General features: G+C 71.0%; 19 protein-coding genes. 12 read left to right on the top strand and 7 right to left on the bottom strand.

Annotation, left to right across the window (positions count from 1 at the left end):
• The first annotated feature begins 231 nt into the window (after window positions 1-231).
• Both DX914_RS15950 and DX914_RS15945 read left to right on the top strand, forming a co-directional pair.
• A complete protein-coding gene (locus DX914_RS15950) occupies window positions 232-1,662 on the top strand; it encodes a short-chain fatty acid transporter (RefSeq protein ID WP_115860563.1) in 1,431 nt (476 codons plus the stop codon).
• A 66-nt stretch (window positions 1,663-1,728) separates the two neighbouring features.
• On the top strand, window positions 1,729-2,226 hold the full coding sequence (locus DX914_RS15945; RefSeq protein ID WP_147300702.1) for a hypothetical protein: 498 nt from the start codon (window positions 1,729-1,731) through the stop codon (window positions 2,224-2,226).
• Between the two features lie 35 nt (window positions 2,227-2,261).
• Here DX914_RS15945 and DX914_RS15940 read toward each other — a convergent pair whose 3' ends face one another.
• Window positions 2,262-3,005 (bottom strand): ComF family protein, encoded by a 744-nt coding sequence (locus DX914_RS15940; RefSeq protein WP_115860559.1) that lies wholly within the window; start codon window positions 3,003-3,005, stop codon window positions 2,262-2,264.
• 49 nt (window positions 3,006-3,054) lie between these two features.
• On the opposite strand from DX914_RS15940, the gene bioB reads away from it, so the two are divergent.
• The 6 genes from bioB to DX914_RS15910 are packed head-to-tail and all read left to right on the top strand — an operon-like array spanning window position 3,055 to window position 8,506.
• Window positions 3,055-4,122, top strand: a complete 1,068-nt coding sequence (gene bioB, locus DX914_RS15935) for a biotin synthase BioB (protein WP_115860557.1) — start codon at window positions 3,055-3,057, stop codon at window positions 4,120-4,122.
• Window positions 4,123-4,127: 5 nt separating this feature from the next.
• Window positions 4,128-5,354, top strand: a complete 1,227-nt coding sequence (gene bioF, locus DX914_RS15930; protein ID WP_115860555.1) for an 8-amino-7-oxononanoate synthase — start codon at window positions 4,128-4,130, stop codon at window positions 5,352-5,354.
• A complete protein-coding gene (locus DX914_RS15925; RefSeq protein ID WP_115860553.1) occupies window positions 5,351-5,770 on the top strand; it encodes an ACT domain-containing protein in 420 nt (139 codons plus the stop codon). The genes bioF and DX914_RS15925 overlap by 4 nt, the downstream gene beginning before the upstream one ends.
• A 9-nt stretch (window positions 5,771-5,779) precedes the next feature.
• Window positions 5,780-6,553, top strand: coding sequence for a pimeloyl-ACP methyl ester esterase BioH (gene bioH / locus DX914_RS15920; protein WP_115860551.1), 774 nt, complete (start codon window positions 5,780-5,782; stop codon window positions 6,551-6,553).
• 55 nt (window positions 6,554-6,608) lie between these two features.
• Window positions 6,609-7,517 (top strand): malonyl-ACP O-methyltransferase BioC, encoded by a 909-nt coding sequence (gene bioC / locus DX914_RS15915; protein ID WP_115860549.1) that lies wholly within the window; start codon window positions 6,609-6,611, stop codon window positions 7,515-7,517.
• A complete protein-coding gene (locus tag DX914_RS15910; RefSeq protein WP_115860547.1) occupies window positions 7,514-8,506 on the top strand; it encodes a multidrug resistance efflux transporter family protein in 993 nt (330 codons plus the stop codon). The genes bioC and DX914_RS15910 overlap by 4 nt, the downstream gene beginning before the upstream one ends.
• Window positions 8,507-8,669: 163 nt before the next feature.
• Here DX914_RS15910 and DX914_RS15905 read toward each other — a convergent pair whose 3' ends face one another.
• The 4 genes from DX914_RS15905 to DX914_RS15890 form a co-directional block, all read right to left on the bottom strand.
• A complete protein-coding gene (locus DX914_RS15905; protein WP_115860545.1) occupies window positions 8,670-10,178 on the bottom strand; it encodes an ArnT family glycosyltransferase in 1,509 nt (502 codons plus the stop codon).
• A gap of 89 nt (window positions 10,179-10,267) precedes the next feature.
• Window positions 10,268-10,693: a ketosteroid isomerase-related protein gene (locus DX914_RS15900; RefSeq protein ID WP_115860543.1), complete on the bottom strand. Its 426-nt coding sequence runs from the start codon at window positions 10,691-10,693 to the stop codon at window positions 10,268-10,270.
• A 124-nt stretch (window positions 10,694-10,817) separates the two neighbouring features.
• Window positions 10,818-11,567, bottom strand: coding sequence for an MHYT domain-containing protein (locus tag DX914_RS15895; protein ID WP_115860541.1), 750 nt, complete (start codon window positions 11,565-11,567; stop codon window positions 10,818-10,820).
• Window positions 11,568-11,594: 27 nt separating this feature from the next.
• Window positions 11,595-12,386, bottom strand: a complete 792-nt coding sequence (locus DX914_RS15890) for a hypothetical protein (RefSeq protein ID WP_115860539.1) — start codon at window positions 12,384-12,386, stop codon at window positions 11,595-11,597.
• Between the two features lie 417 nt (window positions 12,387-12,803).
• On the opposite strand from DX914_RS15890, the gene DX914_RS15885 reads away from it, so the two are divergent.
• Entirely contained in the window at window positions 12,804-13,070 is a 267-nt protein-coding gene (locus DX914_RS15885) for a hypothetical protein (protein WP_115860537.1), read from the top strand.
• A gap of 16 nt (window positions 13,071-13,086) precedes the next feature.
• Here DX914_RS15885 and DX914_RS15880 read toward each other — a convergent pair whose 3' ends face one another.
• Both DX914_RS15880 and DX914_RS15875 read right to left on the bottom strand, forming a co-directional pair.
• A complete protein-coding gene (locus DX914_RS15880; RefSeq protein ID WP_115860535.1) occupies window positions 13,087-14,067 on the bottom strand; it encodes a pyridoxal-phosphate dependent enzyme in 981 nt (326 codons plus the stop codon).
• Between the two features lie 54 nt (window positions 14,068-14,121).
• Window positions 14,122-15,126, bottom strand: a complete 1,005-nt coding sequence (locus tag DX914_RS15875) for a DMT family transporter (RefSeq protein WP_158549356.1) — start codon at window positions 15,124-15,126, stop codon at window positions 14,122-14,124.
• A 169-nt stretch (window positions 15,127-15,295) separates the two neighbouring features.
• On the opposite strand from DX914_RS15875, the gene DX914_RS20420 reads away from it, so the two are divergent.
• The 3 genes from DX914_RS20420 to DX914_RS15860 all read left to right on the top strand — a co-directional run bounded on the left by DX914_RS20420 (window position 15,296) and on the right by DX914_RS15860 (window position 20,148).
• Entirely contained in the window at window positions 15,296-15,862 is a 567-nt protein-coding gene (locus DX914_RS20420) for a hypothetical protein (RefSeq protein ID WP_115860531.1), read from the top strand.
• Between the two features lie 519 nt (window positions 15,863-16,381).
• Entirely contained in the window at window positions 16,382-18,271 is a 1,890-nt protein-coding gene (mnmG, locus tag DX914_RS15865; protein ID WP_115860529.1) for a tRNA uridine-5-carboxymethylaminomethyl(34) synthesis enzyme MnmG, read from the top strand.
• A 734-nt stretch (window positions 18,272-19,005) separates the two neighbouring features.
• Entirely contained in the window at window positions 19,006-20,148 is a 1,143-nt protein-coding gene (locus DX914_RS15860; RefSeq protein WP_231118302.1) for a sialidase family protein, read from the top strand.
• The last annotated feature ends 1 nt before the right edge of the window (window position 20,149 follow it).

Below are 20,149 nucleotides of genomic sequence, written 5' to 3'. Positions count from 1 at the left end.
TCACACGCAGACCGAGGCCGTCGCAGTAGTTGCGGATTCGCGGTCGCAGCTTGCGCAGCTCCTACAGGGGTGGCGCGGCCTTCGTCGCAGTGGCGGCTTATGACGTTCCTCCCCCAAAGCGGGGTGTCGAAATGAGGGCGCCGTCCCTTGCGCCCGCGCTGCGACTAAAGTGCTAGTGGCGCCACGCCTGTCGTGGCCGACCATGACGCGGCCACCTCGGAATCCCTTGCCATGAATGCCAGCACGCCCCTCACCGCCACCGATGGTCCGCTTGCCCGCTTCGCTTTGCGCAGCGCCGCCTGGGCCGAGCGCTGGTTTCCCGATGCCTACGTATTCGCCGCGCTGGCGGTGGTGGCCGTGGCGGCGGTTGCGTTGGCCTTCGGCGCCACGCCCCGGGCCACGGTGAGCGCCTTCGGCGAGGGCTACTGGAGCCTGATTCCCTTCACCATGCAGATGGCCTTCGTGGTCATCGGCGGTTACGTGGTGGCCACCGCGCCGGCGGTGGCCAAGCTGATCGACGCGCTGGCGCGGGTGCCGCGCAGCGGACGCGGCGCGGTCTGCTACGTGGGCCTGCTGAGCATGCTGACCTCGCTGCTGAGCTGGGGCTTCTCGCTGGTGTTCGGCGGCCTGCTGGTGCGCGCGCTGGCGCGCCGCGAGGACTTGGACATGGACTACCGCGCCGCCGGCGCGGCCGCCTACCTGGGCCTGGGCGCAGTGTGGGCGATGGGCCTGAGCTCCTCGGCCGCGCAGCTGCAGGCCAATCCCGCGAGCATGCCGCCGGCGCTGCTGGCGATCACCGGCGTGATTCCCTTCAGCCAGACCATCTTCCTGTGGCAGTCGATCGCGCTGACCGCCGCGCTGATCCTGGTCTCGCTGCTGGTGTGCTACGTGACCGCGCCGCGCGGCGCTTCGGTGCGGCGCGCGAGCGAATTCGTGGCCGAAGCGCGCGACGCCGCGCCGGCGCTGCCGCCGCGCACGCGCCCGGGCGAATGGCTGGAGTACAGCCCGCTGATCACCCTCGCATTGTCGGCGCTGGGCCTGGGCTGGCTGGCGTACGAGTTCGCGAACAAGCCGGCGGTGACCGCCATTGCCAGCCTCAACACCTACAACTTCCTGTTCCTGACCCTGGGCCTGCTGCTGCACTGGCGCCCGCGCAGCTTCCTGGATGCGGTCGCGCGCGCGGTGCCCAGCACCACCGGCGTGCTGATCCAGTTCCCGCTGTACGGCGGCATCGCCGCGCTGCTCACCGCTGCGCCCGGCCACGGCGGCGAAACCCTGGCCCACCACCTGTCCAGCGTGTTCGTGCGCGTCGCCAACGCCGAGACCTTCTCGATCGTGATGGGCGCCTACTCGGCGGTGCTGGGTTTCTTCGTGCCCTCCGGCGGCGGCAAGTGGATCATCGAGGCGCCGTATGTGATGCAGGCCGCCAACGATCTGAAGGTGCACCTGGGCTGGGCAGTGCAGGTCTACAACGCCGCCGAGGCCCTGCCCAACCTGATCAACCCGTTCTGGATGCTGCCGCTGCTGGGCGTGCTGGGGCTGAAGGCGCGCGACATCGTCGGCTTCACCTTCGTCCAGCTGCTGGTGCATATCCCGCTGGTGCTGGGCCTGCTGTGGGCGCTGGGGCTGACGCTGACCTACCAGCCGCCGGTGATGCCGTAGCGGCAGCGGCTTTGCGCCGAGGGCGAACGCCTCCCGGTGCGGATCGGCCTTGATTAGAATCGGGCCATGGAGCTTTCGACGATAGCGGACATCCTCGGCGTACTCGGTGGCGTGGTGCTCATCATCGGCGGGTTGTGGCGCTTCGCGCGCACTCTGCGCCGGCGCATCGCCGAGACTCGCCAGGCCAGTGAGCAGGGACGGGCGCTGGCGCGAGAACTGGCCTCGCGTGCGACCAATCCGGAACGCCGGGCCGACATCCATGCCTATCTGACCCTGCGCGCCATCGAGTTCGAAGGCGATCGCACGCGATCGGCAGTGTTCATGGGAGTGGCGTCCATCCTGACGATCGGCATGACCCTGGTGACGACGCTGCTGTTGCGCAGTAGCCAAGTGTCCTGGACCAATCCCTGGGCGCTGGCCTTGATCGCGACGGTGGTCTTCCTGTACCTGTCGATCGGCATGCTGCTGTTCTACAGCCGCGAATTGCATCAGCTGCAGGACGGCTGGCAGCAGGGCGCTATGGATGCCATCGGCGCCAAGATCGACAAGCATCTGTCCGACTGAACGCGGTGGGCGCCGCCGCGGGTGGCTAAGCGTCTTCACGGCACCCGCGCACATACCCAAGCCTCCACCTGCGCCACCCCCGCGCGTTTGAGCGCGGCCGCCGCCGCATGCAAGGTCGCGCCCGTGGTCATCACGTCGTCCACCAGCAACACCCGCGGCGGCGGCGCGCCGTCGAAGGTGGCGAGGAAGGCGCCGCGCAGGTTGCGCCGGCGCGCGGGCGCGTCCAGCCGCGACTGCGCGGCGGTGTCGCGCACGCGCCGCAAGGCCCCGCCCAGCAGCGGCACGCCCAAGGCGCGCGCCAGCGGCCGGGCCAGCTCGCGCCCCTGGTCGTAGCCGCGCGCGCGCAGGCGCCGCCGCGCCAGCGGCACCGCGACCAGGGCCGTGGCCGCGGGCAGGGCCGGCGGCCGCTGCGGGTCGGCGGCCATCAGCGCCGCCAGCAGCCGGCCGGCGGCGAGATCGTCGTGGAATTTGAAACGCCGCAACCATTGGTCCAGCGGCGCGGCGTAGACGAAGGCCGCGCGCACCGCGTCCAGCGGCGGCGGCTTGCGCAGGCAGGCCCCGCACACCCCCGGCGCCGGCAAGGGCAGGGCGCAGTGGCTGCAGGCGCACCGGTTCCAGGGCAGGTCGCGCGCGCAGGCCGCGCACAGGTCCAGCGCGCCCTGGCCCGGCTCCCGGCAGGCCAGGCAGCGCGGCGGCCACAGCGCGCGGGCCAGCCGGGCCCAGCCGGCGGGCGGGCCGTCAACCGCGGCGGTCGGGATTTGGTTGACAGGTGGGTCCATGCTTTCCAGACTGCCGCTCCTGCCTCGCGTCGTCCGTCGGAAGCCGCCCATGTCCGTTGTCAGTAAAGTCCCCGCCGAGCCGTCCGTAACGTCCCCCCGGGCGCTGCGCCACGACTGGTCGCGCGCCGAAGTCCGCGCGCTATTCGACCTGCCGTTCCCGGAGCTGCTGCACCGTGCGGCCAGCGTCCACCGCGAGCATTTCGACGCGACCGAGGTCCAGGTCAGCACTTTGTTGTCGGTGAAGACCGGCGGCTGCCCCGAGGACTGCGGCTACTGCCCGCAGGCGGCGCGTTACCACACCGGCGTGGACGCGACCAAGCTGATGAGCACCGAGACGGTGCTGGAAAAGGCCAAGCAGGCCAAGGCCGCCGGCGCCTCGCGCTTCTGCATGGGCGCGGCCTGGCGCTCGCCCAAGGACCGCGACATCCCCAAGGTGGCGGCCATGATCAGCGAAGTGAAGGCCCTGGGCCTGGAGACCTGCGCCACCCTGGGCATGCTCTCGGGCGAACAGGCGCTGGCGCTGAAGGCGGCCGGCCTGGACTACTACAACCACAACCTGGACACCGCGCCGGAGTTCTACAACGAGATCATCCACACCCGCGAGTTCCAGGACCGCCTGGACACGCTGGCGCACGTGCGCGACGTGGGCATGAAGACCTGCTGCGGCGGCATCGTCGGCATGGGCGAGTCGCGCGCGCAGCGCGCCGGCCTGCTGCAGACCCTGGCCAACCTGCCCGCGCACCCGGATTCGGTGCCGATCAACCGCCTGGTCCAGGTCGAGGGCACGCCGCTGGCGGGCACGGCCGAGCTGGACCCGTTCGAGTTCGTGCGCACCATCGCGGTGGCCCGCCTGCTGATGCCGCGCTCCATGGTGCGCCTGTCGGCCGGCCGCGAGAGCATGTCCGACGAGCTGCAGGCGCTGTGCTTCCTGGCCGGCGCCAACTCGATCTTCTACGGCGAAAAGCTGCTGACCACCGGTAACCCGGACACCGAGCGCGACCTGGCCCTGTTCGAGCGCCTGGGGCTGCGGCCGATGCAGATCGTCGAGGAAAGTTCTACCGTACACGCCGACATCGTCGAAACCGGCGTCCCGCCCACCCATTCCTGCGCGGCCTGACCACCATGCAACGAGCGCAATGGCCCGAACGCATCGCCGCCGCGCGCGAACAGCGCGAGGCGACCTCGCGCACCCGCGTCATGCGCAAGGTCACCCACCGCGACGGCGCCCGTTGCGAAGTGGACGGGCGCAAGCTGCTCAACTTCTGCGGTAACGACTACCTGGGCCTGTCGCAGCATTTCGCCGTGGTCGGCGCGCTGCAGGACGCGGTCTCGCGCGAGGGCGCCGGCGGCGTGGCCTCGCACCTGGTCTGCGGCCATCACGCCTTGCACGAAGCGCTGGAACGCGAGGTCGCCGACTGGCTGGGCTCGCCGCGCGCGCTGCTGTTCAGCAGCGGCTTCATGGCCAACCTGGCCGCGGTGCAGGGCCTGCTCGGCGAAGACGACGTATGCGTGCAGGACCGACTCAACCACGCCAGCCTGATCGACGCCGCGCGCCTGTCCGGCTGCCGCCTGCGCCGCTATCCGCATGCCGACGCCGAAGGCGCGATCCGCCAGCTGCGCAGCGTGCCCGACGGCATGGCCATGATCGCCACCGACGGCGTGTTCAGCATGGACGGCGACATCGCGCCGCTGCGCGACCTGGCGCTGATCGCGCGTGCGCAAAAGGCCCTGCTCTACGTCGACGACGCCCACGGCGTGGGCGTGCTCGGCCCCGAGGGCCGCGGCTCGGTGCCGGCGGTGAAGCTGTCGGTGCGCGAAGTGCCGTTGCAGCTGGTCACCTTCGGCAAGGCGCTGGGCAGCTACGGCGCCGCGCTGCATGGCGATGCGGACATCATCGGCCACCTGGCCGAAACCGCGCGCAGCCACATCTACACCACCGCCCTGCCGCCGGGCCAGGCCGCCGCCACGCTGGCGGCGGTGAAGCTGGCGCGGCAGGAGCACTGGCGCCGCGAAAAGCTGGGCGAACTGGTGCAGCGCTTCCGCGAAGGCGCGCGCAAGCTCGGGCTGGAACTGGCGCCCTCCAGCACCCCGATCCAGCCGGTGATCTGCGGCGACGACGCGCGTGCCATGGGCATGGCGCGCTCGCTGGAGGAGAGCGGCTACTGGGTGGTCGCGATCCGTCCTCCGACCGTGCCCGAAGGGCGCGCGCGCCTGCGGGTCACGCTGTCGGCGCTGCATGCGCCGGCCGAGGTCGACGGCCTGCTCGACGCGCTCGCGCGCGCGGCCGAACGCGCGGGCCTGTCGCGCGAAGCCTTGCGGGCCGAGCTGCGCGCCACGCCCACACCATGAGCGCGGTCCCCGTCGCCGAACGCGACCTGGCGCGCATGCTCGCCACCCTGCAGGCCACCCGGCGCGAAGGCGAGTACGTCTACGTCAGCCGCGCGCAGCCGGATGCGACGCTCGCCGCGCAGGCCCACGCCTGGATCCGCGAAGCCGAAGGCATCAGCTACGTGATCGCGCGCGAGGACGCCGATGCGCAAGGATTGGACTACGCCTTCGTCGCCGCCTGGCTGAGCCTGCAGGTGCATTCGGCACTGGAAGCGGTGGGCCTGACCGCCGCGTTCTCCACCGCGCTGGCGCGGCAGGGCATCGCCTGCAACGTGCTGGCCGGCTACTACCACGACCACCTGCTGGTGCCGGCCGATCGCGCCGGCGACGCGCTCGCGGCGCTGGCCGCGTTGCGGCGTCCGGCCGATACGCACTGAGGGCCGCGCATGTACGTGCAGACCCTCGGCAGCGGACCCTCGCTGGCGCTGATCCACGGCTGGGCCATGCACGGCGGCCTGTTCGCGCCGCTGGTCGAACGCCTGGCCGATGCCTACACCCTGCACCTGATCGACCTGCCGGGCCACGGCTACGCCCGCGACGAACGCACCGCGTTGCAGCCGCAAACCTTGGCCGCCGAACTGGTGCAGCGCGTGCCCGACGCGGTGTGGCTGGGCTGGTCATTGGGCGGGCAGTTCGCCTTGCGCGCCGCGCTCGACTATCCCGACCGCGTGCGCGGCCTGATCATGATCGCGTCCTCGCCGCGCTTCGTGGGTGGGCCGGACTGGCCGCACGGCGTGTCGCCCAGTCTGTTCCGCGATTTCGGCCAGGCGCTGCGCCACGACTTCCGCGGCACCCTGGAAGGGTTCCTGGCGTTGGAAGCGCTGGGCTCGCCCGCCGCGCAGGACGAACTGCGGCGGCTGCGCAGCCAGGCCTTCGAGCGCGGCGAACCGGCCGAGCATGCCTTGCAGGAGGGCCTGACCCTGCTGGACACCCTCGACATGCGCGACGAACTGCCGCGCCTGGCCGTGCCCAGCCTGTGGATCTCCGGCCGCCGCGACCGCTTGGTGCCGGCCGGCGCCATGCCGGCGGCGGCGGCGCTGGCGCCGCAGGCGCGCAGCGTGGTCATCGACCGCGCCGGCCACGCGCCGTTCCTGAGCGCGGCCGAGCAAGTCGCGCAGCTGATCGACGACTTCATCGCCGCGTTGCTGGCGCCGCACTGAATCCCCCACCGCCGCGGCGCCCGCGCCGCGACGTCACGCAGAACCCGTACGACCGATGACCGAATTGTTCGACCACCGCCAAGTCCGCCGCGCGTTCTCGCGCGCCGCGCATGGCTACGACGGCGCCGCCGCGCTGCAGCGCGAAGTCGGCGCCCGCTTGTCCGAAGCCCTGGATTACCTGGACGACCGCGCGCCGGCGGTGGTGGTGGACGTGGGCAGCGGCCCCGGCCACGCCGCCGTGGCCATGCAGAAGCGCTGGCCGCGCGCGCAGGTGATCGCGCTGGACCTGGCCCTGCCGATGCTGGGCGAGACCCGCGTCCATGCCGGCGGCGGCGTGCTGCCGCGCTTTCTCGGTGGCGCGCGCCGCCCCGACCTGGTCTGCGCCGACGCGCGCGCGCTGCCGTTGCGCGACGCCAGCGTGGACGTGCTGTATTCCAACCTGTGCCTGCAATGGGTCGAGGACCTGCCGGCGGTGTTCGCCGGCTTCCGCCGCGTGCTTAAGCCCGAAGGCCTGCTGCTGGTGTCGACCTTCGGCCCGGACACGCTGTTCGAGCTGCGCAGCGCCTTCGCTCAGGCCGACAACGCGCCGCACGTGAGTCCGTTCGCGTCCATCGCCCAATTCGGCGACGCGCTGATCGCCGCGGGCTTCAAGAACCCGGTGCTGGACCGCGACGAATTCGTGCTCGGCCATGACGACCTGGGCGGCCTGATGCGCGAACTGCGCACCCTGGGCGCGACCAACGCCATGAGCGACCGCCGCCGCAGCCTGACCGGCCGCGCGCGCTTCGCCCGTGCAGCGCAGGCCTACGAAGGCCTGCGCGCTGCCGACGGCCGCCTGCCCGCGACCTGGGAAGTGATTTACGCCCAGGCCTGGGGCCCGGCGCCCGGCACGCCGATCCGCAGCGGCGGCATCGACGAAGTGCAGGTGCCGCTGTCCAGCATTCCGATCCGGAGGCGGCCGTGAACCGGCGCCGAGCCGCGCTGCTGGCGGTCGCCATCGCGCTGGCCTCGGCGCTGTTCTTCACCTGCACCTACGTGCTCAACCGCGCCGCAGCGGTCGGCGGCGGGCATTGGGCCTGGACCGCGTCGCTGCGTTATCTGATTACCCTGCCGCTGCTGCTGGCGATCATGCCGCTGCAAGGCGGCGCGGCGCCGGTGTGGCGCGCGATCCGCGCGCGGCCGGGACCGTGGCTGCTGTGGAGCGGCATCGGCTTCGTGCTGTTCTACGTATGCCTGAGCTGGGCCGCGTCCAGCGGTCCTTCGTGGCTGGTGGCCGGCACGTTCCAGCTCACCGTGATCGCCGGCATGCTGTGCGCGCCCTTCCTGTACCGCGACGAGCGCGCGCGCATTCCACTGCCGGCGCTGGCGGTGGGCGCGGTGGTGGTGGCCGGCGTGCTGCTGATGCAGTTCGGCCACGGCGGCGGCCGCCTGGACCGCGACGGCTGGATCGCGCTGGTGTGCGTGGCGGTGTCGGCGTTCGCCTATCCGCTGGGCAACCGCGGCTTGCTGCTGCACCTGGAGCACAGCGGCGTCGAGCTCAACGCGACCCAGCGCGTGTACGGCATGACCCTGGCCAGCCAGCCGCTGTGGCTGGCGGTGGCGGTGTACGCCTACACCCAGGCCGGCGTGCCGTCGGCCGGTCAGCTGTGGCTGGCCGCGGGCGTGGCGCTGGGCGCGGGCGTGATCGCCACGGTGCTGTTCTTCCAGGCCACCGGCATGGTCCGCAACGAGCCCACCGCGCTGGCCGCGGCCGAGGCCATGCAGGCGGCCGAGATTTTGTTTGCGACCCTGATCGGCGCGTTGTGGCTGGGCGAAGCCTGGCCGCAGGGGCGCGCCTTGCTGGGCGCGGTGCTGGTGGTGGCGGGCATCGTCGCTTTCAGCCTGGTCGCCGCGCGCGCGGCGGCGGGCGACGATCATCGCACGCGCGAGTTGAGTAGCGATCGCGGGGCTTGAGCTCGCGACGGAAGCGCGATGCGGCGGGTTCCTCGTGTCGCCGACCCATCCCCGTCATTCCGGCGAAAGCCGGAACCCATTTTGATCTTGCTCACGAGAGCCCGGAGAGCAACAGCAACATGGGTTCCGGCTTTCGCCGGAATGACGGAGAAGTGAACTTGCGTTATCGAGATCGATGCGTCGCCAGTTCGACTTCGAAGATCACCCGCTGCTCGTACGGCGTTCCCAACGCGGTCGCGCGATAGCCGGCCGCGGCGATGCGCGCGCGCAATTGCGGCCACAGCGCCTGCTTGCACACCCACACCGCCGATACTTCGTGCTCGGCCAGCTCCTGCGCCAGCGACTCGTCGAACTCCGGATTGAAGCGCGGCGCATCGGGCACCGGGTCCAGCGAGATCTTCTCGATCTGCGCATCCAGATGCAGGTGCAGGCCGTAGCGCGCCATGTCCTCGACGAACACCACCTCGGGCACCGGCCGGCCGGCGCGCGCGCGGATCGCCTCGGCCCAGGCCGAGGCGTCCTTGTGCGTGGGCCAGTGCACCGCGGCCAGCTTCAGCGCCAGCAGCAGCGCGGCCCAGGCCGCCAGCCGCGGCCAGGCGGGCAGGGCGCGGCCTTCGCGCTGGCGCTGCATCGCCGCGATCACCGCCAACGGCAGGAACAGCGGCAGTACGTACAGCGGCATGCGCGAGCGCGCCAGGCAGAACAGCAGCAACGGCAACCACAGCCATAAGGCCAGCCACAGCGCGGGCGCATCGGTCGCGCGCGCGGTCCGGTCGCGCCAAGCGCGCACCGCGGCGGGCAGCCCGCGCAGCCAACGCCATAACGCCGGCGTCCACGGCAGCGTGCCCAGCACCAGCGTCGGCGCGTACACCTGCAGCCAGCCGTACCACTGGCCGTTGCGGCCGAACTCGTCGGTGGCCACGCGGTTCACCACCTCGTCGCCGACGAAGTACTTGAACAAGCCCGGATGGTCGGCGATCACCGCCACGTACCAGGGCAGCGCCATCAGCACGAAGATCGCCAGGCCCGACCATTGCAGCACGCGGTAGCCGCCGGGCTGCAGCAGGTTGAACGCCAGGATCGGCAGCAGCCCGACCAGCGCCGGCGGCCCCTTGGCCAGGAAGCCCAGGGCGAAGCCGGCCCACATCAGCGCCACCCACGAGCGCGCGCGCCGGCGCTCGCGCGCGGGATCGCCGCGCGGCGGACCGAAGCGCGCTTCGGCATAGGCCCACATCGCCAGACCGCTGCACACCGCCAGCAGATAGTCGGCGGTGACCAGCTGCGAGGCGCCGACAGTGAACACGAAGCTGGCGTAGATCGCCGCCGCCTGCGCCTGCGCGCCCGACACCAGCCGCCGTGCGATGCGCCAGGCCAGCCACACGCTGAGCAGATAGGCCAAGGCCGCGGGCAGGCGCGCGGCCCAGGCGTGCTGGCCGAACACGCTCACGCTGGCGGCGATCGCCCAATAGGTCAGCGGCGGCTTGGTCCAGTGGCCGACCTCGTGATTGCGGCGCGGGTTGAGCCAGTCGCCGCTGTCGAGCATGTTCAGCGCGACGTTGGTATAGCGGCCCTCGTCCGGATCCCAGATGCCGCGGCTGCCGAGCAGGCACAACGCCAGCAGCAGCGCCATCGCGGCGATCCGGAAAGCGGGCGAACGCAGCAGTCGGCGCATGCGGGACCGGGTCGGCGCGGATAGGGCCACAGCCTAGCCGGGCCGGCGTTAGGGCAAAGTCGGAATGCGCCGGCTCGGCGCGTGCGGTGTCAGCGCACCTGCTCGATCCAATCCTGCAGGTTGTAGTAATTGCTCACGCGCTGGATGCGCCCCTCGCGCAGCTCGAAGAAGGCGCCGCCCGGCAGCACATACTTCTGCCCGTGGGCCTCCGGCAGGCCGGCATCGCTGGCCAGGTACTGGCCGTGGACCACGTACTCGGCCGCCGCGCGGCTGCCGTCGGGCGAGACCAGCACCACGATGTCGTGCAGTTGCTCGCGGTAGCTGGCCTGCATGCGCTGCAGGAAGCTCGCGAACGCGGCGCGGCCGGTCTCGCGCGGACCCTGGTTGAGGTCGTGGGCGACGTCGTCGGAGAGCAGGGCCAGCATGCCGTCCCAGTCGCCGCGGTTGAAGGCCGCGTAATAAGCCAGCACCACCTCGGTGGCGCGGTCGTGGCTGCGGGTGCCGTCTATCTTCATCGGGGGCCTGTGCGCTGCGGGACGCGGCGATGATACCCAGGCCGGGCGTTGGCGGCGTGAGCGCCGCAGCAAAAACGGGGCCCGCGCCGCGGGCCCCGCCTTCGGACTCAGGCCCGCGGCCGGGTCAGATCTGCACCGCCGCGCGCTGGCGCTGGCGCATCATGCTCAGCGCCAGCACCGTGGCCAGCAGCAGCGTGGTCACCGCGAAGATGCCCATGCCCAGGTTGGCGCCGCTGATGCCGCCGGCCAGGGCCGCCGCGCCGGCGTCGTTGGGGGTGAAGCTGGCCGCGAGCATGCCGGTGTAATGCATGCCGCACACCGCCACGCCCATGACCAGCGCACTGCCCAGCATCTGCAGCCAGCCGCGCAGGTTGAACGCCAGCCACAGCGCCACGATCGAGGCGACCACGGCGATGACCGCCGAGGCCAGCACCAGGGTGCTGTCGTAATGGATGTCGGCCGGCATGCGCATCGCCGCCATGCCGGCGTAATGCATGCCGGTCACGCCCAGGCCCATGAACAGGCCGGCCACGGCCAGCTTGCCCCAACCGAACACGCCCGCGCTGGCGATGGCCAGGCCGGCCATGCACGAGGCGATCGCGACCAGCGCCGAGGCCACGGTGATGCCCAGGTCGTAGGTCACCGGAATCTGCATCTGGCAGGCCAGCATGGCGATGAAGTGCATGGCCCAGATCGCGCCGCCGCCCATGGCCGCGCCGGCGGCGAAGATCGCGCGCCAGCGCGCCGCGCCCTGCGCGGCCGGAATGCCGATCGCCAGCTGCAGGGCGGTGAACGAGCCCAGCACCGACACCAGGTAGGAAAGCACGACCAGCAACGGGTCGTGTATGCATTGGATAGCGTGATCGTGCGGCATGGTGGTCCCCCGTGGTGGTTGGTCGGATCAGGCGTGGAACTCGAAGCAGCAAGCCTCCGCGCCGGTGTTGCGGCAATGGCTTTCGACTACGCGCAATCCTTCGGTGCCGTGGGGGCCGCCGAGCAGGCCGCCCAGCATTCCGCGCAGGAAATGGCAGGACGATCCGTGCTCGCCGCGATGGCAGAAGGGGCTGTTCTTGATCCGCAGGGTGTCGTCCTGCAGCTCGGCCTGGACCAGCTGGCGCATCGCCGGCAGGGCGATGTGGCGCACCGCGTCGGCCAGGGCCAGGTGGCCGCCCAGGGAGAAGTCGCGCTTGTACACCCAGGTGCCCACGCGCTGGCCGACGTAACGCAGCGTGGCTTCGCGCTGGGCCGGCGGCAGGTCGTGTTCCAGCGCCAGCAGCTGGATGAAGATGTTGGGATAGTCGCGCGCCAGTTGCGGCAGCAGCGCTTCGACCCGGCGCGTGTCCATGGCGGTGGCGGCATCGTCGGACGCGGGCTTGGGCGCGCCGCCGTTGCTCCTGGCAGCCGGCGCCGGCGCCGGCGCGGCGGCGGCCGGCGCGCTCACCGCGTTGGCCACGCTGGCATCCACCGGCGAGGCTTCGAAACTGTTGACCAGATGATGGGTGCCCAGCCGCTCTTCCAGCAGCAGCAGCCCGTTCTCGGGCCCGCGCACGACCATCGTCAGCACGACGCCTTCTTCGCTGTTCACCATGCGCTGGCGCAACAAGGTGAAACCCGCGGCGATCACGGTCTGGCCCAGGGCCAGCAACAGCCCGTCGCGGCGGTCGGAGACCACCCGAAACTCAACATCCACCATCAGCCGCCCCTTTGGCTAGTGTGTGTTCGTGCTTGAACGAAATGGTTGGATTTATTTCGCCCGCACTGCGCTATCAGCCAACGCCGTGGGGTGCGTATCGCGAATCAGCGTGCCAGTCGCATCCGTAAAAAAATGGTAGTGATGTCACAAATAAAACATACCGTAGCGTCGTCGCTGCGGCCATGGCGGTGACGACGGCAGGCGACGAAAGGACGCGTGCGCGAACGTTGCGATGTTGAAGCATGCGCGCGCCAAAAACGGCATGCGCAAGACGTGACCGGTATCGCGCTCGCATCGCGTTTTTGCATCGCCCATGGCGGTACGAACGACCGCCCCTGTGCTGGCATCGGCCGGCACGCGCGCGTCGATCCAAAAGCGGTGCGGGTAGACTGCCGGCGACCGCCCTCGGACCCACCCATGCGCGCTACCGTGCTGATCCTGATCTTGTTGCTGACCGCGTTCGAAGCCTGGATGTTCGATGGCTTGGCCCAGGCCGGCCAACTGCCCGGGGACCGGGCCATGGCCGCCGGGCCGATAGGCGCCGCGGGGATGCTGGCGTTGGCGTTCAACCTGCTGGTGCTGCTGCCGCTGTACCTGTACCTGCGCCGGCGTCAGGATTTGAGTCTGGCCCTGCCCGGCTGCGCCTTGGCCGTGCTGATACTGGCGCCGCTGGCGTTGCGGTGAGCGGCCGGCGAAGGCCTTAGCCCGCCAGCAGCGTCGCCAGCGCGCCCTGGTCGACGTTGCCGCCGGACAGGATCACGCCCACGCGCAAGCCCGCGAACCGTTCGCGGTGCACGAACACCGCCGCCAGGGCCAGTGCCGCCGACGGTTCCAGCAGCTGCTTGCTCCGATGCAGGAACAAACGCAGCGCGGCCGCGGTGTCGCTGTCGTCGGCCACCAGCACTTCCACGCCGTGGCGCTGCAGCAGGGCGAAATTGGGAGCGCCCAGGGTGCCGCGCAGGCCGTCGCAGAGGGTGTCGGGCACGAACTCGGTCACCCGCTCGCCGGCTTGCAACGAGGCGAAGGTTTCCGCCGCGCCCGCGGGCTCGGCGCCGTACACGCGCGTGGACGGCGACACCGACGCGGCGGCGATCGCGGTGCCGCCGATCAGGCCGCCACCGCCCACCGGTGCGATCAGCGCGTCCAGCTCCGGCGCCGCGGTCAGCAGCTCCAGCGCCGCGGTGCCCTGGCCGGCGATCACGCGCGCATCGGTGTACGGATGCACGAGCTCGGCACCGGTCTCGCGCTGCACGCGCGCGCAGGCGTCCTCGCGCGCGGCGATGGTCGGCGCGCAGGTGTGTAAGGTGGCGCCGTAGGCGGCGATGGCCGCGACCTTGGCCGCGACCGCGCCTTCGGGCACCACCACGTGGCAGTCGATGCCGCGCGTGCGCGCGGCCAGCGCCAGCGCGGCGCCGTGGTTGCCGGAGGAATGGGTGACCACGCCGCGGCGCGCGTCCTGGTCCGACAGCGACCACACCGCGTTGCAGGCGCCGCGGAACTTGAACGCGCCGATGCGCTGCAGGTGTTCGGCCTTGAAGTGCAGTTCGCAGCCGGCCATCTCGTCGATGGAGCGCGAGCGCAGCACCGGCGTGGCGTGGGCGTAGGGTGCGATGCGTGCGGCCGCGGCCAACACGTCGCGGAATTCGGGCAGCGCGGTGCGCGGCGGGGAAGAGTCGTTCATCGCGGCCAGCCTAGCGCAAGCGGCCGGCCGCGCTCCATCGCCGGCGCGCGGCGTTCAGTCGCCGTCGCGGCGCCGGCCGAGCAGGCTGACCGCGGCCGAGCCCGCCACCACCAGCGCCGCGCCCAGCCAGCCCAGCGGTGCGATCCGTTCCGGCGCCAAGGCCTGCGGCCACAGCGCATGCACCGCGGCCACCGCGGCGATGCACAGCAGCGGCGTGGTCGCCACGATCGCCGACACCCGCGAGGCTTCCCAGTGCGCCAGGGCTTCGGCGAAGGCGCCGTAGGCGCCGACGGTGTTGAGCGCGCAATAGGCGAGCATGGCCCAGTGGAAGCCGTCCATCGCCAGCAGCGCCGAGGGCCGCGCGAACGGCAGCAGCAGCACGCTGGCGGCGGCGTAGATGAAAAGCAGGATCTGCATCGAACCCAGCCGCACCAGCAGCTGCTTCTGCACCAGCGCGTAGACCGCCCACACCACCGCGCCGATCACCACGAACGCCGAACCCAGCACGTAGTCGCCGCTGTGCGCGGCGGTCGTGGCCGCCGCTTCGCGCGCCCAGGCGTGGACGAGCTGGTCGCGGAAGAACAGGCCCAGGCCGGCCAGCAGCAGCGCCAGCCCCAGCCACTGCATGGCGCGGAAGCGTTCGCCGAACACCACGATCCCGCCCAGGGTCATCAGCAGCGGCGCCAGCTGGATCAGCAGCTGGGCGTTGGCCGGCGAGGTGTACTGCACGCCCAGCAGGTAGAACACGTAGTTGCCCAGCAGCATCAGCGCCGCCAGCGCCAGCAGTACCCAGGCGCGCCGGCTCAGGGCGCGATAGCCGCCCAGCTGCCCGCGCAGCGCCAGCCACGCACCGGTGAGCACGGCCGCGGCAAGGAAGCGGAACCAGGTCAGGGTGATCGGATCCAGCACCTCGAGCACGATCTTCAGCGCGATCGGCAAGGTGGCCCAGCAGGCGGCGGTGATCAGGGTCAGCAGCAGGCCCAGCCGCCATTGGCCGGTGGTGCGGTGCAGGGTCATGGAGCGCTCGGTACCGGCGGTGGGGACGCCGTGGGCGGGCATGCTGGCACCGGCCGACCGCGCCGGCAATGACGCCATCGGCCGGACCGCTCGGACACTGGTCCCGCGCGCCTGAACCGGTCAGGATGGGGTCGGACGCCATACGCCGGAGTTAAGCCCGAGTTCAATGCCGCGGGCCGAAGCTGGCGACACACCCTGGGGGGTTCCAGACATGATCCGCAAACTGATCCTGCCCGTCGTCGCCGCTGCGCTGCTGGCGGGCTGCTATCCCGACTACGTGTACCGCGATGGCGGTGCGCGTGGCGACTATTACTACGGTCAGCCCAGCACCGAATACCGGTACTACGGCAATTACGGCGGTTACTACCCGTACGGCGAAGCCTATCGCTACGGCTACCGTTACGGTTCGCCGTACGGCTACCCGTATCGCTATGGCTACGGCTATCCCTACAACTACGGTTACGGCTATCCGGGCTACCCCGGCTACCCGTACTACCACCGCCCGCACCGTCCGCGGCCGCCGGTGGTGGTGAATCCGGGCAATCCCACGCCGCCGTCCACCAACCCGCCGGGCCGTCCGGACTACAACGGTTCGCCCTGGCGCAACCTGGACCGGGTCCGCCGCGATCACGCCGACAACCGGCCGCCGACCCATGTGCCGTCGCAGCCGATGCCGCGGGTGCAGCCCAGCGCGCCACGGATGGATCGCGGCTCGCCCATTCAGCAAGCCATCCGCCGCGCCACCACCGACAGCCGCCCGGCCACGCACGAACAGTGAACGGCCGCGGCGCCGGGGCTCAGTGATCGCAAGCGGGTTTGCGGTCACACCCCGGGGTATTGCATCGGGGGCGCCCTGACCGCAATCTACGGTTATTGACCGACTACGTCGTATTTGGACGTAGTCCGGTAAGACCGGCTCCATGTCGGCGCCCGGCGAGGAATCACGGATCCCCCCTGTTCCGTCCCCGTCGGGCGTCGGCGCCCTTTCCGGCTGCGGGCGTCAGGCCCCGCCACGGCGCTTTCCGGGCGCGATCGCCCGCCGCAGGCCGCATCGGCCCACGGAATCGCCAGAAATCGCGCAAAAAATAAGGGGCCGAATGTCCCCCGACATTCGGCCCCCTGCTTCCCCCGCGAGCGCTTGGCCAGCCCCTGTTCCAATTCCGACCGGCGTCTAGCGCCTGCCCCGCTGGGTGCAAGAGTAATGACGCAGGAACCGTGCCAAGTTTCCGTCCTGCGGCCCGCCGCCCCGCCATGCCCTAAAATCCGTCCCGGCCGCACGCGGCACCGGACCTGAGCCATGACCGATTCCTTCTACCAATACGACGTGATCGTGGTCGGCGGCGGCCACGCCGGCACCGAGGCCGCGCTGGCCTCGGCGCGCGCCGGCGCGCGCACCCTGCTGTTGACCCATTCGGTGGAAACCGTGGGCGCGATGAGCTGCAACCCGGCCATCGGCGGCATCGGCAAGGGCCACCTGGTCAAGGAGATCGATGCGCTGGGCGGGGTGATGGCGCGCGCCGCCGACGCTGCCGGCATCCAGTGGCGCCGGCTCAACGCCAGCAAGGGCCCGGCCGTGCGCGCCACGCGCTGCCAGGCCGACCGCGCCTTGTACCGCAGCTATATCCGCCGTGCGGTCGAAGCCCAGCCCAACCTGACCTTGTTCCAGGCCGCGGTGGACGACATCGAGTTCGAGGCGGGCCAAGTGACCGGCGTGCTCACCCAGACCGGCCTGCGCTTCGGCGCGCGCGCGGTGGTGCTGACCGCCGGCACCTTCCTGGCCGGCAAGGTCCACGTGGGCCAGACCACCTACGCCGCCGGCCGCGCCGGCGATCCGCCCGCGACCGCGCTGGCCGCGCGCCTGCGCGAAGGCCCGTTCGTGGTCGACCGGCTCAAGACCGGCACGCCGCCGCGCATCGACGGCCGCAGCCTGGACTACTCGGTGATGGAGGAGCAGCCCGGCGACGATCCGCGCCCGGTGATGTCCTTCCTGGGCAGCACCGCCGACCATCCGCGTCAGGTCTCGTGCTGGATCACCCACACCTCCGAGCACACCCACGAGCTGATCCGCGGCGCGCTGGACCGCTCGCCGCTGTACACCGGCCAGATCGAGGGCATCGGCCCGCGCTACTGCCCCTCTATCGAGGACAAGGTGGTGCGCTTCGCCGAGAAGGCCAGCCACCAGATCTTCGTCGAGCCCGAAGGCCTGGACGTGGTGGAGATCTATCCCAACGGCATCTCGACCTCGCTGCCCTTCGACGTGCAGCTGGCGCTGGTGCGCTCGATCCGCGGTTTCGAACGCGCGCACATCACCCGCGCGGGCTACGCCATCGAGTACGACTTCTTCGACCCGCGCGGTCTGAAGACCACGCTGGAGACCAAGGCCGTGAGCGGCCTGTACTTCGCCGGCCAGATCAACGGCACTACCGGTTACGAGGAAGCCGCGGCGCAGGGCCTGCTGGCCGGCGTCAACGCCGCGCGCAGCGTGCGCGGCGAGGAAGGCTGGAGCCCGCGTCGCGACGAGGCCTATCTGGGCGTGCTCGTCGACGACCTGATCACCCACGGCACCAGCGAGCCCTATCGCATGTTCACCTCGCGCGCCGAGTACCGGCTGCAGCTTCGCGAGGACAACGCCGATCTGCGCCTGACTCCGGTAGGCCGCGAGCTGGGCCTGGTCGGGGATGCGCGCTGGGACGCGTTCGCGCGCAAGCGCGAGGCGATCGAGCGCGAGCAGGCGCGGCTGTCGGCGGTGTGGGCGGCGCCCAACAACGCGCTGGGCCGCGAGGCGATGCAGGCGCTTCAGATCGAGATCAGCCGCGAGACCAGCGCGCTGGACCTGCTCAAGCGCCCGGAGCTGGATTACGCGCGGCTGATGACGGTGCCCTCGCTGGGCCCGGCGGTGACCGATGCGGCGGTGGCCGAACAGGTGGAGATCGGGGTGAAGTACGCCGGCTATCTGGATCGCCAGCGCGAGGAGATCGCGCACCAGCAGCGCCACGAGAACACGGCCATCCCGGCGGACTTCGATTACGCCGCCGTGCGCGGTCTGTCGGCCGAAGTGCAGCAGAAGCTGGAGCGGGTGCGGCCGGAAACGGTGGGTCAGGCGCAGCGCATCCCGGGCATGACGCCCGCGGCGATTTCGCTGCTGCTGGTGCACCTGACCCGTACGCGCCGCACGCGCGTGGCCTGAGCCGCGACCGCGAATCCGCCACTACGTCGAACGCTGCGGCCACCCCTGTAGGAGCTGCGCAAGCTGCGACCGCGAATCCGCAACTACGCCGCAACACGCACTTCTTCTGCTTCCGCCTTTGCTTGTCTTCCCCCTTTGTTGAGGGGGATTGAGGGGGATTTGCTCTTGCCTCCAAGCAAGAGCAACAGCTTCCGTCCGCAAGCGGCCGGGTAACTTTCTTTTGATAAGCGTCAAAAGAAAGTAACCAAACGCTGCCCCAGAGCTCCCGTGCGAGAGCGATGCGTGCGCGGGGATTTTCCAATCGGGCATCCCTGCCCGAGCGGAAAACGGCGCACGTCCTGTGCGCCGCCCTTCGGGTCATCTATGGGTACGGCGAGTTCGGCGCCCGAGCGAAGATCAAAAGCATTCGCTGCGCTCATCCCCTCACCCTAACCCTCTCCCGCAAGCGGGAGAGGGGATTCATTCGACGCCGCTTGCTGCACTTAGCCCCTCTCCCGCTTGCGGGAGAGGGGTTGGGGTGAGGGCACACGAGCTAGCACATCGCATCGCAACCTCCGTAGCGACCATAGGCGCTGCCCTATCCCGCGCGCTACGCTGCCGCCATGAACCCAAGACCGCTCCTGGCGCTGCTGCCCTTATGCCTCGTCGCCGCCTGCGACCGGACTGCGGCGCCGCCGCCGAGTACACCTGCCGCCTCGGTAAAGCCGGTGCAGTTGCGCATCGAACCTTGGGTTTTGCCGACCCAAGACGCTGCCGCACAACCCGATCTGGTCGCCACCGCCGACCACCGCCTGCTACTACTGTGGATCGAACCGCGCGACGAAGGCCACGCCTTACGCTTGTCGCAATCGCGTGCTGCCGCGCACGCGACGTGGTCTCCCGCCGTGCAAGTCGCCTCAGGCAAGGACTGGTTCGTCAATTGGGCCGACACCCCGCACGTGATGGCCACCGAAGACGGCGCGCTCTGGGCCCACTGGTTGCGCAAGTCCGCGGCCGCGCCCTACGCCTACGATGTGGTGCTCTCGCGCTCTGCAGATCAGGGCGCGAGCTGGTCGGCGCCGGTCGCGGTCAACGACGACGGCACGCCCACCGAACACGGCTTCGTTTCGCTATGGCCGGCCGGCGGCGAAAAGCTGGGCATCGCCTGGTTGGACGGCCGCCGCAGCGGCGGTGGGGCGGGGCACGGGGAACACGCCGGGCACGGCGGCGCCATGACCCTGCGCAGCGCGCAATTCGACGCGGCCCTGCAACGCGGCGGCGAGTCCGAGCTGGACACGATGACCTGCGACTGCTGCCAGACCGATGCCGCCTTGACCGCGCGGGGCCCCTTGCTGATCTATCGCGACCGCACGCCCGAGGAAATTCGCGACATCGCCGCCCTGCGCTACGACGCCGGCGCCTGGACCCCGGCGCGCGCGGTGCACGCCGACCGATGGACCATGCCGGCCTGCCCGGTGAACGGACCGGCCGTGGCCGCCATCGGCGCGCGCGCGCTGGTGGCCTGGCACACCGCGGCCGGTGGCAACCCCACGCTGAAACTCGCGCGCAGCGACGACTCCGGCGACAGTTACGCCGCGCCGCTGGTCCTCGATCAGGGCACGCAGGTGCAGGGTCGCGTCGATCTGGCCTTGGACCCGCGCGCGGCCTGGGTGCTGTGGCTGCGCGAGGACGCGCAGGGCCAGTCGCTGCACCTGGCGCGTTACGCGTCCGATCTCTCCGGCGAACCGCAGCGCCTGCAAGTCGCGCGCCTGCAAGGCCGCGGCCGCGCCACCGGCTTCCCGCAACTGGCGCTGGCCAACGGCGTGGCGCATGTGCTGTGGACCGACGTGGTCGACGGCCGTCCGCAGTTGCGCGGCGCGCGCGTGCTGGCCGAGTAGT

Source organism: Lysobacter silvisoli, from assembly GCF_003382365.1.
In the GTDB taxonomy this organism is placed as follows: Bacteria; Pseudomonadota; Gammaproteobacteria; order Xanthomonadales; family Xanthomonadaceae; genus Lysobacter; species Lysobacter silvisoli.
Note: the sequence above shows the minus strand (reverse complement) of the source record. Positions and strands in the feature narration are given on the sequence as shown.